The sequence below is a fragment of the Paraburkholderia aromaticivorans genome (genome assembly GCF_002278075.1).
GTDB lineage: Bacteria > Pseudomonadota > Gammaproteobacteria > Burkholderiales > Burkholderiaceae > Paraburkholderia > Paraburkholderia aromaticivorans.
Genome location: NZ_CP022989.1, coordinates 1,482,705 through 1,495,569 on the forward strand (window position 1 = coordinate 1,482,705; position 12,865 = coordinate 1,495,569).

Consider the following 12,865-nt stretch of genomic DNA (forward strand, 5'->3'; position numbering starts at 1 on the left):
TCAGGTCAGTAGGTCCAGGCGGCGCAAGCCGCTTGGGACTTCAGCCAGCGAAGCCGCTCAGTTTCGACTGAGCGGCTTTTTTTATGCGCTTCATTTTTGCGCGCTTATTTCCTGCTTTGTTAGGCCGAAAGGCTAACGTTGCAGTAAAGCGCGGGCGCAGCACGAATGCGTTGGTAAAATTCGTGTCACCGGCATCACGCTGCTTCTCTCAAATTCATGTCCCGTCCGCTCGAAATCCTCAACGAAGTCTTCGGTTACCCCGCGTTCAGAGGACAGCAGGGCGAAATTGTCGAGCACGTCGCCGGCGGCGGCGATTGTCTCGTGCTGATGCCGACGGGCGGCGGCAAGTCCCTGTGCTATCAGATTCCGTCGCTTGTGCGCCGCGAAGGCGGCTTTGGCACCGGCATCGTCGTCTCTCCGCTGATTGCGCTGATGCAGGATCAAGTGGCCGCGCTTACCGAAGTGGGCGTGCGCGCGGCGTATCTGAATTCGACGCTCACGAGTGCGGAAGCGATGGCGACCGAGCGCGCGTTGCGCGACGGCGATATCGATCTGCTCTACGTGGCGCCGGAGCGTTTGATGACGCCTCGGTTCCAGGAGCTGCTGGAGCGTACGCGCATCGGATTGTTCGCGATTGACGAAGCGCATTGCGTGTCGCAATGGGGGCACGATTTCCGGCCGGAATACATTCAACTGTCCGTGCTACACGAGCGGTTTCCGAATGTGCCGCGAATCGCGCTCACGGCCACGGCGGACGCCATCACGCGAGATGAGATCATCCACCGCCTCGCGTTGGACGACGCGCGCATTTTCGTGTCGAGTTTCGACCGGCCGAACATCCGCTATCGCATCGTCGAAAAGGACAACGCGCGTACGCAGTTGCTGGACTTTATCCGTGCGGAGCATTCAAAGCCGGACGGCACGACCGACGCTGGAGTCGTTTACTGCCTGTCGCGCCGCAAGGTCGAAGAGACCGCGGAATGGCTGAAGGAAAAAGGGATGCGCGCGCTGCCGTATCACGCCGGCATGGAGTTCGAAATCCGTCAGAAGCATCAAGAGATGTTTCAGCGTGAGGAAGGGATTGTGATGTGCGCGACGATCGCATTCGGCATGGGCATCGACAAGCCGGACGTGCGTTTTGTCGCTCACCTCGACTTGCCGAAGAGCGTCGAAGGCTATTACCAGGAAACGGGCCGTGCGGGCCGCGACGGGATGCCGGCGAATGCATGGATGGCCTATGGTCTCGGCGACGTCGTGCAACAGCGCAAGATGATCGATGAGTCCGACGCCGACGACGCCCACAAGCGCGTGCAGACCGGCAAGCTGGACGCGCTGCTCGGTCTTTGTGAGGCGGCGACCTGTCGCCGAGTGCGGCTGCTTGCGTATTTCGGCGAGTCGAGCAAGCCATGCGGAAACTGCGACAACTGCCTCGAGCCGCCGGCTACATGGGATGCGACGCGCGAGGCGCAGATGGCCCTGTCGTGCGTGTTCCGCGCGCAGCGGGCGAGCGGCTTTCATTTCGGCGCCGGCCACCTGATCGACATCTTGCGCGGCAATAGCAGCGAGAAGATTCTGCAACGCGGTCACGAGAAGCTGACCACGTTCGGCATCGGGGCGGCCTTAGGCGAACCGGAGTGGCGTGCGGTCTTTCGCCAGCTTGTCGCGTTCGGCTATCTGACGGTTGATCATGAGGGATTCGGCTCCCTCGTTCTAACCGAGGCAAGCAAGCCGGTGCTCAAGGGCGAGCAAAACGTCACAATGCGCCGCTATGTGAAGCCGACGCGTACGCGGCAATCGTCCGGCCGCACCAGCGAGCGGGCCGATCCGACAATCGGTATGGGTCCGCGCGAGCGCGCCCGCTGGGAACGCCTGCGCGCGTGGCGCACTGAAACGGCGAAGAGCGACGGCGTCCCGGCGTATGTGATCTTTCACGACGCCACGCTGGCGGAGATCGCCCGCAACGGCCCGGATTCCATCGAGGATTTGCGTGGCATCCCAGGTATGGGCGCAAGGAAACTCGACAGGTTCGGCGACGAACTGCTGGAAGTCGTCGCCGCCGATTGAGCCTTCAGCGGAGCCTCGGACAGCTCCGCAGGGGTGCGAAACATCGCAACCTGTTGACTCCCTTAGTATTTTCGGAATATTATGCTAGGTTCCGGTTCTTGGAATGCCTGCGCGCGAAGTCAATTCATGCGCTGACGTCGGGTCCGGAAGTTCGATGCGCAATCGTTTCTGCTTTGCCCGGAAACAGATGCGTCGATTTTGTTCAATTTCAGGAATAAACAATGCCAACCATCAATCAACTGGTTCGCAAAGGCCGCGCGTCGGAAACGACGAAGAGCAAGAGCCCGGCTTTGCAGGACTGCCCCCAGCGTCGCGGCGTGTGCACCCGTGTGTACACCACGACGCCTAAGAAGCCTAACTCGGCACTGCGTAAGGTTGCCAAGGTTCGTCTGACGAACGGCTTCGAAGTCATTTCGTACATCGGTGGTGAAGGCCACAACCTGCAGGAACACTCGGTCGTGCTGATTCGCGGCGGCCGTGTCAAGGACTTGCCGGGTGTGCGTTACCACATGGTTCGCGGCTCGCTGGATACCCAGGGCGTCAAGGATCGTAAGCAGGCTCGCTCGAAGTACGGTGCGAAGCGTGCAAAGGCTGGTAAGTAAGCTGGCAAGCAATTAGCCAGTCAGCAGTTTCAGGTCGCCTGCAAAAGGCGGTAATAGCGGTGGTGCCGGAATCGCCGGTGCTGTCGAGTAAGTGGTCACCCGACCAGGCTGGTAAGTCGTTAGAGATGAATCGGGTTAGTTGGTGGCCGCGGGGCTAAAAATAGCTCCAACTGAAAAGTTAAAGGAAGAAACATGCCGCGTCGTCGCGAAGTCCCCAAGCGGGAAGTGTTGCCGGATCCGAAATTCGGTAACGTTGATGTAGCTAAGTTCATGAACGTGCTGATGCTCTCCGGCAAGAAGTCGGTTGCCGAGCGTATCGTGTACGGCGCTTTCGAACAGATCCAGACCAAGGGTGGCAAGGACCCGCTGGAAGTGTTCACGGTAGCGCTCAACAACGTCAAGCCGGTGGTGGAAGTGAAGAGCCGCCGCGTTGGTGGTGCGAACTATCAGGTTCCGGTCGAAGTGCGCCCGTCGCGTCGTATGGCATTGGCGATGCGTTGGCTGCGTGAAGCCGCGAAGAAGCGCAGCGAGAAGTCGATGGCCCTGCGTCTGGCAGGTGAACTCTCCGAAGCGGCCGAAGGCCGTGGCGGCGCAATGAAGAAGCGCGACGAAGTTCACCGGATGGCAGAAGCCAACAAGGCGTTCTCGCACTTCCGTTTCTAAGCTTCCCGAACCCGGGTTTAGCAGAAAAAACGGAAAGAAATTCCGGGCGGGTGCGCTTACAAAGCGCCTCGCCCGTTTGTGTTACAGCGCGATGGGTATTTTCTCGCATCGCGTCATCCCAATAGAGGATCAAAGTGGCTCGCAAGACACCTATCGAGCGCTACCGTAACATCGGTATTAGCGCTCACATCGACGCCGGCAAAACGACGACGACCGAGCGCATCCTGTTCTACACCGGCGTGAACCACAAGATTGGTGAAGTTCACGACGGCGCTGCCACCATGGACTGGATGGAGCAGGAGCAGGAACGCGGCATCACGATCACGTCCGCTGCTACCACGGCGTTCTGGAAAGGCATGGCCGGCGACCGCGCTGAGCACCGCATCAACATCATCGACACCCCGGGCCACGTCGACTTCACGATCGAAGTTGAGCGCTCGATGCGCGTGCTCGACGGCGCATGCATGGTCTACTGCGCTGTGGGCGGCGTTCAGCCCCAGTCGGAAACCGTGTGGCGTCAGGCTAACAAGTACAAGGTTCCCCGTCTCGCGTTCATCAACAAGATGGACCGTACCGGCGCGAACTTCTTCAAGGTCTACGACCAGCTCAAGCTGCGCCTGAAGGCGAACCCGGTTCCGGTCGTGGTGCCTATCGGCGCGGAAGAAAACTTCACGGGCGTCGTCGATCTGCTGAAGATGAAAGCGATCATTTGGGACGACGCGTCCCAAGGCACGAAGTTCTCGTACGAAGAAATTCCGGCGGAACTGGTTGACTCGTGCAACGAGTGGCGCGAGAAGATGGTCGAAGCGGCTGCAGAGTCGAGCGAAGACCTGATGAACAAGTACCTCGAAGAAGGCGAACTGACGGAAGCGGAAATCGTCAAGGGCCTGCGCGACCGTACGATCGCTTGCGAAATCCAGCCGATGCTGTGCGGCACCGCGTTCAAGAACAAGGGCGTGCAGCGTATGCTGGACGCGGTTCTCGACTTCCTGCCGTCGCCGATCGACATTCCGCCGGTTACCGGCGAACTGGAAAACGGCGAGCAAGGCGAGCGCCGCGCTGCTGACGACGAAAAGTTCTCGGCACTGGCATTCAAGATCATGACCGACCCGTTCGTCGGCCAGTTGATCTTCTTCCGCGTGTATTCGGGCATCGTGAATTCGGGCGACACCGTGCTGAACGCGACCAAGGACAAGAAGGAACGTCTGGGTCGTATTCTGCAGATGCACGCGAACCAGCGCGAAGAAATCAAGGAAGTCCGCGCAGGCGACATCGCTGCTGCAGTCGGCCTGAAAGACGCAACGACCGGTGACACGCTGTGCGATCCGCAAAGCCCGATCGTGCTCGAACGCATGATTTTCCCGGAGCCGGTGATTTCGCAGGCTGTTGAGCCGAAGACGAAGCCTGACCAGGAAAAGATGGGTCTGGCGCTGAACCGTCTGGCACAGGAAGATCCGTCGTTCCGCGTTCAAACGGACGAAGAGTCGGGCCAAACCATTATTTCGGGCATGGGCGAGCTCCACCTGGAAATTCTGGTTGACCGTATGAAGCGCGAATTCGGCGTGGAAGCGACTGTCGGCAAGCCGCAGGTTGCTTACCGCGAAACGATTCGCGGCAAGGCGGAAGACGTTGACGGCAAGTTCGTCAAGCAGTCGGGTGGTCGCGGCCAGTACGGTCACGCGGTCATCACGCTCGAGCCGAATGAGCAAGGCAAGGGTTACGAGTTCCTCGACGAGATCAAGGGCGGTGTGATTCCGCGCGAATACATCCCGGCGGTGGACAAGGGTATCCAGGAAACGCTGAAGGCAGGCGTGCTGGCAGGCTTCCCGGTCGTCGACGTCAAGGTTCACCTGACGTTCGGTTCGTACCACGACGTTGACTCGAACGAAAATGCGTTCCGCATGGCCGGTTCGATGGCGTTCAAGGAAGCAATGCGCAAGGCTCAACCGGTCATCCTCGAACCGATGATGGCTGTCGAAGTCGAAACGCCGGAAGACTACATGGGCAACGTGATGGGCGACCTGTCGGGCCGTCGCGGTATCGTTCAGGGCATGGACGACATGGTTGGCGGCGGGAAGATTGTTCGCGCTGAAGTGCCGCTGTCGGAAATGTTCGGCTACTCGACGTCGCTGCGTTCGCTGACCCAAGGTCGTGCAACGTACACGATGGAGTTCAAGCACTACTCCGAAGCACCGCGTAACGTGTCCGAAGCGATCATCAACGCGAAGTCGAAGTAATCGCGCGGCAAGTCATTCAACGATTAACTTTTTGAAAGAAGAGAAACATGGCTAAAGGTAAATTCGAACGGACCAAGCCGCACGTGAACGTCGGCACGATCGGTCACGTTGACCACGGCAAGACCACGCTGACGGCAGCGATCACGACGGTTCTGACGCAGAAGTTTGGCGGCGAAGCGAAGGCATACGACCAGATCGACGCGGCGCCGGAAGAAAAGGCGCGTGGTATCACGATCAACACGGCACACGTCGAGTACGAAACGGCTAACCGCCACTACGCACACGTCGACTGCCCGGGCCACGCTGACTATGTGAAGAACATGATCACGGGCGCAGCGCAGATGGACGGCGCGATCCTCGTGTGCTCGGCCGCTGACGGCCCGATGCCGCAAACGCGTGAGCACATCCTGCTGGCGCGTCAGGTTGGCGTTCCGTACATCATCGTGTTCCTGAACAAGTGCGACATGGTGGACGACGCTGAGCTGCTGGAGCTGGTCGAGATGGAAGTTCGCGAACTTCTGTCGAAGTACGACTTCCCGGGCGACGAAACGCCGATCATCAAGGGTTCGGCCAAGCTGGCGCTGGAAGGCGACAAGGGCGAGCTGGGCGAAGTGGCGATCATGAATCTGGCCGACGCGCTGGACACGTACATCCCGACGCCGGAGCGCGCAGTTGATGGCGCATTCCTGATGCCGGTGGAAGACGTGTTCTCGATCTCGGGTCGCGGCACGGTGGTGACGGGTCGCGTTGAGCGCGGCGTCGTGAAGGTTGGCGAGGAAATCGAAATCGTCGGTATCAAGCCGACGGTGAAGACGACCTGCACGGGCGTGGAAATGTTCCGCAAGCTGCTCGACCAGGGGCAGGCAGGCGACAACGTCGGTATCCTGCTGCGCGGCACGAAGCGTGAAGACGTGGAGCGTGGCCAGGTTCTGGCGAAGCCGGGTTCGATCAACCCGCACACGCACTTCACGGCTGAAGTGTACGTGCTGAGCAAGGACGAAGGCGGCCGTCACACGCCGTTCTTCAACAACTATCGTCCGCAGTTCTACTTCCGTACGACGGACGTGACGGGCTCGATCGAGTTGCCGAAGGACAAGGAAATGGTCATGCCGGGCGACAACGTGTCGATCACGGTGAAGCTGATCAACCCGATCGCAATGGAAGAAGGTCTGCGCTTCGCAATCCGCGAAGGCGGCCGTACGGTCGGCGCAGGTGTGGTTGCCAAGATTCTCGAGTAAAATCGCGGATTGACGTATTTGCTGTAAGTCGTGCCCGGAGCCGGGCGCCCGCCCTCAGCGGGCATCCGGCTCTACGTTCTTTTACTGTCTGGCGGTGCAATACCGCCTCGCTCTTTTCCAAGGAATTGTCATGCAGAACCAGAAAATCCGCATTCGCCTGAAGGCTTTCGACTATCGCCTGATCGATCAATCGGCTGCTGAAATCGTCGACACGGCGAAGCGGACTGGCGCAATCGTTCGTGGTCCGGTGCCCCTGCCGACCCGCATTCAACGCTTCGACATCCTGCGTTCGCCGCACGTCAACAAGACGTCGCGCGATCAGCTCGAAATCCGTACGCACCAACGCCTGATGGACATCGTCGATCCGACGGACAAGACCGTTGACGCACTGATGAAGCTGGATTTGCCGGCCGGCGTGGACGTGGAAATCAAGCTGCAATAAAGCTTCAAAGTGTTGCCTGGCGTGCCGGGCAGCGCTAAGTCATTGATTGCTTGCGGAAAACGAAAAGCCTCGCTATAATAGTGGGCTTTTCGCGCATTTGCGCAAAAAAGTCGGCGTGCTGCAGCATGAATTCATGCCCGAAACGGCGCCGGCATTTTGTAAATTAGCCCCGACCAATCGCAGTCGGGAATGGAGAAAACGATGAGCCTTGGACTCGTAGGTCGCAAGGTTGGCATGACCCGTATCTTCACGGCAGAAGGGGATTCGATTCCCGTTACCGTGCTGGACGTGTCCGACAACCGCGTGACGCAGATCAAGACTGTTGAAACCGACGGCTACACGGCCGTGCAGGTTGCATTCGGTACGCGCCGTGCATCGCGCGTGACGAAGCCGTTGGCCGGTCATCTCGCCAAAGCCGGTGTTCAAGCCGGTGAAATCCTCAAAGAATTCCAGATCGATGCTGCCAAGGCTGCCGAGTTGTCGAACGGCACCGTGGTAGGTCCCGACCTGTTCGAAGTAGGCCAGAAGGTCGACGTGCAAGGCGTGTCGATCGGTAAGGGCTACGCCGGTACCATCAAACGTTACAACTTTGCATCCGGCCGTGCATCGCACGGTAACTCGCGCTCGCACAACGTGCCGGGCTCGATCGGTATGGCGCAGGATCCGGGTCGTGTTTTCCCGGGTAAGCGCATGACCGGTCACATGGGTGACGATACGGTAACCGTGCAAAACCTCGAAATCGCTCGTATCGACGCTGACCGCAAGCTGTTGCTGGTCAAGGGCGCCGTTCCGGGTGCGAAGGGTGGCAAGGTATTCGTTACGCCGGCCGTGAAGACGCGTGCCGTGAAAGGAGCGAAATAATGGAACTTAAGCTCCTGAATGCCAATGGTCAGGAAGGTGCAGGCGTTAGCGCGTCGGACGTCGTGTTCGGCCGCGATTACAACGAAGCCCTGATTCACCAGGTTGTGGTGGCGTATCAAGCGAATGCCCGTAGCGGCAACCGCGCGCAGAAGGACCGTGAGCAAGTCAAGCACACGACCAAGAAGCCGTGGCGCCAGAAGGGTACGGGCCGCGCCCGTGCCGGTATGTCGTCGAGCCCGCTGTGGCGCGGCGGTGGCCGGATCTTCCCGAATTCGCCGGAAGAAAACTTTTCGCACAAGGTCAACAAGAAGATGCATCGCGCAGGTCTCTGCTCGATCTTCTCGCAGCTGGCCCGCGAAGGCCGCATCTCGGTGGTCGACGAGCTGACGCTCGAAGCGCCGAAGACGAAGCTGCTGGCCGAAAAATTCAAGGCGATGGGTCTCGACTCCGTGCTGGTGATTACCGACACGGTTGACGAAAACCTGTACCTCGCGTCGCGCAACCTCGCCCATGTGGCAGTTGTCGAGCCGCGTTACGCCGACCCGCTGTCGCTGATCTACTTCAAGAAGATCCTGATCACGAAGGCTGCGGTCGCCCAGATCGAGGAGTTGCTGTCATGAGCGAGATTCGCAAGAACGATCATCGTTTGATGCAGGTCCTGCTCGCGCCGGTGATCTCCGAAAAGGCGACGCTGGTGGCCGACAAGAACGAGCAAGTAGTGTTCGAAGTCGCGCCCGATGCCACGAAGCAGGAAGTGAAAGCTGCAGTCGAGCTGCTGTTCAAGGTGGAAGTCAATTCCGTCAACGTGCTGGTCTCGAAGGGCAAAGCCAAGCGCTTTGGCCGCTTCATGGGCAAGCGCAAGGACGTGAAGAAGGCGTATGTCTGCCTGAGGCCCGGCCAGGAAATCAACTTTGAAGCGGAGGCCAAGTAATCATGGCAATCGTTAAAGTTAAGCCGACTTCGCCGGGCCGCCGTGCGATGGTCAAGGTGGTCAACAAGGATCTGCATAAGGGCAAGCCGTTCGCACCGCTGCTCGACTCGCAATCCACGACCGCCGGCCGTAACAACAACGGTCACATCACGACCCGTCATAAGGGTGGTGGTCACAAGCATCACTATCGTGTCGTCGATTTCCGTCGCAATAAGGACGGTATCGCAGCGAAGGTCGAACGTCTTGAGTACGATCCGAACCGTAGCGCGAACATCGCGCTGGTTCTGTACGCAGACGGCGAACGCCGCTACATCATTGCTCCGAAGGGTGTCATCGTCGGCCAGCAACTGATGTCGGGTTCGGAAGCGCCGATCCGCGCTGGCAACACGCTGCCGATCCGCAACATTCCGGTCGGTACGACGATTCACTGCATCGAAATGCTGCCGGGCAAGGGTGCGCAAATGGCGCGTTCGGCTGGTACGTCGGCGATGCTGTTGGCTCGTGAAGGCATCTACGCACAGGTCCGCCTGCGCTCGGGTGAAATCCGCCGCGTCCACGTTGAGTGCCGCGCGACGATTGGTGAAGTTGGCAACGAAGAGCACAGCCTCCGTCAAATCGGTAAGGCTGGCGCGAACCGCTGGCGCGGTATCCGCCCGACGGTGCGTGGCGTTGCAATGAACCCGGTCGATCACCCGCACGGTGGTGGTGAAGGCAAGACGGCTGCAGGTCGCGATCCGGTGAGCCCGTGGGGCACGCCTGCTAAGGGTTATCGCACCCGCAGCAACAAGCGCACGACGAGCATGATCGTCCAGCGCCGTCACAAGCGTTAAGGAGTAGGCAATGGCACGTTCTGTAAAAAAAGGTCCGTTCTGCGACGCCCATTTGCTGAAGAAAGTTGAGGCGGCAGCAGCTTCGCGGGATAAGAAGCCGATCAAAACCTGGTCGCGCCGTTCGACGATCCTCCCGGATTTCATCGGTCTGACGATCGCCGTTCACAACGGCCGTCAACACGTTCCGGTGTACATCTCGGAAAACATGGTCGGCCACAAGCTTGGCGAGTTCGCACTGACCCGTACGTTCAAGGGTCATGCAGCCGACAAGAAGGCTAAGAAATAAGGGGCTCATGATGGAAGTGAAAGCAATTCATCGCGGTGCCCGCATCTCGGCGCAGAAAACGCGCCTTGTGGCTGACCAGATCCGCGGTTTGCCGGTCGACAAGGCGCTGAACGTTCTGACGTTTTCGCCGAAGAAGGCTGCGGGAATCGTGAAAAAGGTCGTGCTGTCGGCGATCGCGAATGCGGAGCATAACGAAGGCGCCGATATCGATGAGCTCAAGATCACGAGCATCTACATCGACAAGGCTGCGTCGCTCAAGCGTTTTACCGCGCGCGCTAAAGGCCGCGGTAACCGCATCGAGAAGCAATCCTGTCACATCACTGTGACGGTCGGGAATTAAGGGGTCATACGATGGGACAGAAAATTCATCCGACTGGCTTCCGTTTGGCCGTCAGCCGCAATTGGGCGTCGCGTTGGTACGCGAACAACAACAATTTCGCGGCGATGTTGCAGGAAGACATCGGTGTTCGTGAATACCTGAAGAAGAAGCTGAAGAACGCTTCGGTTGGTCGCGTCGTTATCGAGCGTCCGGCGAAGAACGCGCGCATCACGATTTATAGCTCGCGTCCGGGTGTGGTCATCGGGAAGAAGGGCGAGGATATCGAGCTGCTGAAGTCGGAACTGCAACGCCGCATGGGCGTTCCGGTCCACGTCAACATCGAAGAAATCCGCAAGCCGGAAACCGATGCGCAACTGATCGCTGATTCGATCACGCAACAACTCGAGCGCCGGATTATGTTCCGCCGCGCGATGAAGCGTGCGATGCAAAACGCAATGCGTCTGGGTGCACAAGGCATCAAGATCATGAGCGCCGGCCGCCTGAACGGTATCGAAATCGCTCGTACGGAATGGTATCGCGAAGGTCGCGTGCCGCTTCATACGCTGCGCGCTGATATCGACTACGCAACTTCGGAAGCGAAGACGACGTACGGCATCATCGGCGTGAAGGTTTGGGTCTACAAGGGCGATACGCTCGGCCGCAACGACGCACCGGTGGTTGAAGAAGCCGCCGAAGAAAAGCGTCCGCGCCGCAACGCACGTCCGGGTGGCGATCGCCGTCCGCGTCGCGATGGTGAAGGTGGTGGCCCGGCAGGTGCACGCCGTGGCGCTCCTCGTCGTGCTGGCGGTGCCGGCGACGGCGGGAAGACTGGAGAATAACGATGCTGCAACCGAAACGCAGAAAGTATCGCAAAGAGCAGAAGGGTCGTAACACCGGTATCGCTACTCGCGGCAACGCGGTTTCGTTCGGTGAATTCGGCCTGAAGGCTATCGGTCGTGGTCGCTTGACCGCGCGCCAGATTGAAGCGGCACGTCGTGCAATGACGCGTCACATCAAGCGTGGTGGCCGCATCTGGATCCGCATCTTCCCGGACAAGCCGATCTCGCACAAGCCGGCTGAAGTACGGATGGGTAACGGTAAGGGTAACCCTGAGTACTACGTCGCAGAGATTCAACCGGGCAAGATGCTGTACGAAATGGACGGCGTAACCGAAGAGCTGGCACGCGAAGCGTTCCGTCTGGCTGCAGCTAAGCTGCCGCTCAAGACGACGTTTATCGTGCGTCAGCTCGGCGCCTAAGGAGCAAATGATGAAGGCTTCCGAACTTCACCAGAAAGATCAGGCCGCGCTCAACAAGGAGCTGTCGGACCTGTTGAAGGCGCAATTCGGCCTGCGCATGCAACTCGCGACCCAGCAGCTCACCAACACGAGCCAGCTGAAGAAGGTTCGTCGCGACATCGCACGTGTGCGGACCGTCCTGACTGAGAAGGCGAACCAGAAATGAACGATAGCGTAAAAACCTCGCTCAAGCGGACGCTGGTCGGCAAGGTCGTCAGCAACAAGATGGACAAGACGGTCACCGTGCTGGTTGAGCACCGAGTGAAGCACCCGATCTACGGCAAGTACGTTGTGCGTTCGAAGAAGTATCACGCGCACGACGACGCCAACACGTACAACGAGGGCGACCTTGTTGAAATCCAGGAAACGCGTCCGATTTCGAAGACGAAAGCTTGGGTTGTGGCTCGCCTGGTCGAGGCTGCTCGCGTCATCTGACGCCGCGAAGTTGTAGAAGTAATTGAAATCGCAGTAAGTTTCGCTTGCAAGACCGAGATTATTTGTTATAATCTCGGTCTTCCCTCTTTTATGGGAGCCCCGTCGCGGGCGAAGTTGGTGGGGGAAGCGGTTCAGGCGCCAGTCTGTTCCGAAGGATTCACCGGATTGCGATGGCGGGTTTCGTTTGCCGTCGCTGCTGTTCTAACCCAAGCAGCCGATTGGCTGACGGGACCAAGACTGACCGGGTACGCCATGGTGGTGTGACCGGATTAAGTTGGGAAAGATAAACCATGATCCAGACCGAAACTCGGCTTGAAGTGGCCGACAACACGGGTGCGCGTGAAGTCATGTGCATCAAGGTGCTCGGCGGCTCGAAGCGTCGTTATGCCAGCATTGGCGACATCATCAAGGTGACCGTCAAAGAAGCAACGCCGCGCGGGCGCGTGAAGAAAGGCGAAATTTATAACGCCGTGGTGGTTCGCACCGCCAAGGGCGTGCGCCGTCAGGACGGCTCGCTGATCAAGTTCGATGGCAACGCCGCAGTGTTGTTGAATGCGAAGCTCGAACCTATTGGCACCCGTATTTTCGGGCCTGTCACGCGCGAGTTGCGCAGCGAACGATTCATGAAGATCGTTTCGTTGGCACCTGAAGTGCTGTAAG

17 protein-coding genes are annotated in these 12,865 nt (G+C 59.1%); all 17 read left to right on the forward strand.

Translation table 11 applies throughout. The features are described from left to right. The first annotated feature begins 216 nt into the window (after nt 1-216). Complete coding sequence (recQ, locus tag CJU94_RS06690; protein ID WP_095418041.1) at nt 217-2,064, forward strand: DNA helicase RecQ; 1,848 nt, start codon at nt 217-219, stop codon at nt 2,062-2,064. Between the two features lie 221 nt (nt 2,065-2,285). Further along, entirely contained in the window at nt 2,286-2,666 is a 381-nt protein-coding gene (rpsL, locus tag CJU94_RS06695) for a 30S ribosomal protein S12 (RefSeq protein ID WP_006998493.1), read from the forward strand. A gap of 192 nt (nt 2,667-2,858) precedes the next feature. Further along, nucleotides 2,859-3,329, forward strand: a complete 471-nt coding sequence (gene rpsG, locus CJU94_RS06700; protein WP_006053291.1) for a 30S ribosomal protein S7 — start codon at nt 2,859-2,861, stop codon at nt 3,327-3,329. A gap of 134 nt (nt 3,330-3,463) precedes the next feature. Beyond that, complete coding sequence (gene fusA, locus CJU94_RS06705) at nt 3,464-5,566, forward strand: elongation factor G (protein ID WP_095418042.1); 2,103 nt, start codon at nt 3,464-3,466, stop codon at nt 5,564-5,566. A gap of 47 nt (nt 5,567-5,613) precedes the next feature. Further along, entirely contained in the window at nt 5,614-6,804 is a 1,191-nt protein-coding gene (gene tuf / locus CJU94_RS06710; protein ID WP_007180138.1) for an elongation factor Tu, read from the forward strand. Nucleotides 6,805-6,934: 130 nt separating this feature from the next. Further along, nucleotides 6,935-7,246, forward strand: coding sequence for a 30S ribosomal protein S10 (gene rpsJ, locus CJU94_RS06715; RefSeq protein ID WP_006998489.1), 312 nt, complete (start codon nt 6,935-6,937; stop codon nt 7,244-7,246). Between the two features lie 201 nt (nt 7,247-7,447). Continuing rightward, nucleotides 7,448-8,107 (forward strand): 50S ribosomal protein L3, encoded by a 660-nt coding sequence (rplC, locus tag CJU94_RS06720; RefSeq protein WP_007180137.1) that lies wholly within the window; start codon nt 7,448-7,450, stop codon nt 8,105-8,107. After that, nucleotides 8,107-8,727, forward strand: a complete 621-nt coding sequence (rplD, locus tag CJU94_RS06725) for a 50S ribosomal protein L4 (protein WP_007180136.1) — start codon at nt 8,107-8,109, stop codon at nt 8,725-8,727. The genes rplC and rplD overlap by 1 nt, the downstream gene beginning before the upstream one ends. Continuing rightward, nucleotides 8,724-9,038: a 50S ribosomal protein L23 gene (gene rplW / locus CJU94_RS06730; protein ID WP_095418043.1), complete on the forward strand. Its 315-nt coding sequence runs from the start codon at nt 8,724-8,726 to the stop codon at nt 9,036-9,038. The genes rplD and rplW overlap by 4 nt, the downstream gene beginning before the upstream one ends. Before the next feature lie 2 nt (nt 9,039-9,040). Further along, complete coding sequence (gene rplB, locus CJU94_RS06735; protein WP_095418044.1) at nt 9,041-9,868, forward strand: 50S ribosomal protein L2; 828 nt, start codon at nt 9,041-9,043, stop codon at nt 9,866-9,868. A 10-nt stretch (nt 9,869-9,878) separates the two neighbouring features. Then, complete coding sequence (rpsS, locus tag CJU94_RS06740) at nt 9,879-10,154, forward strand: 30S ribosomal protein S19 (protein WP_004199273.1); 276 nt, start codon at nt 9,879-9,881, stop codon at nt 10,152-10,154. Nucleotides 10,155-10,161: 7 nt separating this feature from the next. Then, nucleotides 10,162-10,494, forward strand: a complete 333-nt coding sequence (gene rplV, locus CJU94_RS06745; protein ID WP_007180133.1) for a 50S ribosomal protein L22 — start codon at nt 10,162-10,164, stop codon at nt 10,492-10,494. Between the two features lie 11 nt (nt 10,495-10,505). Next, entirely contained in the window at nt 10,506-11,312 is an 807-nt protein-coding gene (gene rpsC / locus CJU94_RS06750; RefSeq protein ID WP_095418045.1) for a 30S ribosomal protein S3, read from the forward strand. A gap of 2 nt (nt 11,313-11,314) precedes the next feature. After that, nucleotides 11,315-11,731, forward strand: coding sequence for a 50S ribosomal protein L16 (gene rplP, locus CJU94_RS06755; protein ID WP_007180131.1), 417 nt, complete (start codon nt 11,315-11,317; stop codon nt 11,729-11,731). 10 nt (nt 11,732-11,741) lie between these two features. Beyond that, nucleotides 11,742-11,936: a 50S ribosomal protein L29 gene (rpmC, locus tag CJU94_RS06760; protein WP_007180130.1), complete on the forward strand. Its 195-nt coding sequence runs from the start codon at nt 11,742-11,744 to the stop codon at nt 11,934-11,936. Continuing rightward, entirely contained in the window at nt 11,933-12,205 is a 273-nt protein-coding gene (gene rpsQ, locus CJU94_RS06765; protein WP_007180129.1) for a 30S ribosomal protein S17, read from the forward strand. Before rpmC ends, rpsQ begins: the two co-directional genes overlap by 4 nt. A gap of 290 nt (nt 12,206-12,495) precedes the next feature. After that, nucleotides 12,496-12,864, forward strand: coding sequence for a 50S ribosomal protein L14 (gene rplN / locus CJU94_RS06770; RefSeq protein ID WP_006052212.1), 369 nt, complete (start codon nt 12,496-12,498; stop codon nt 12,862-12,864). The last annotated feature ends 1 nt before the right edge of the window (nt 12,865 follow it).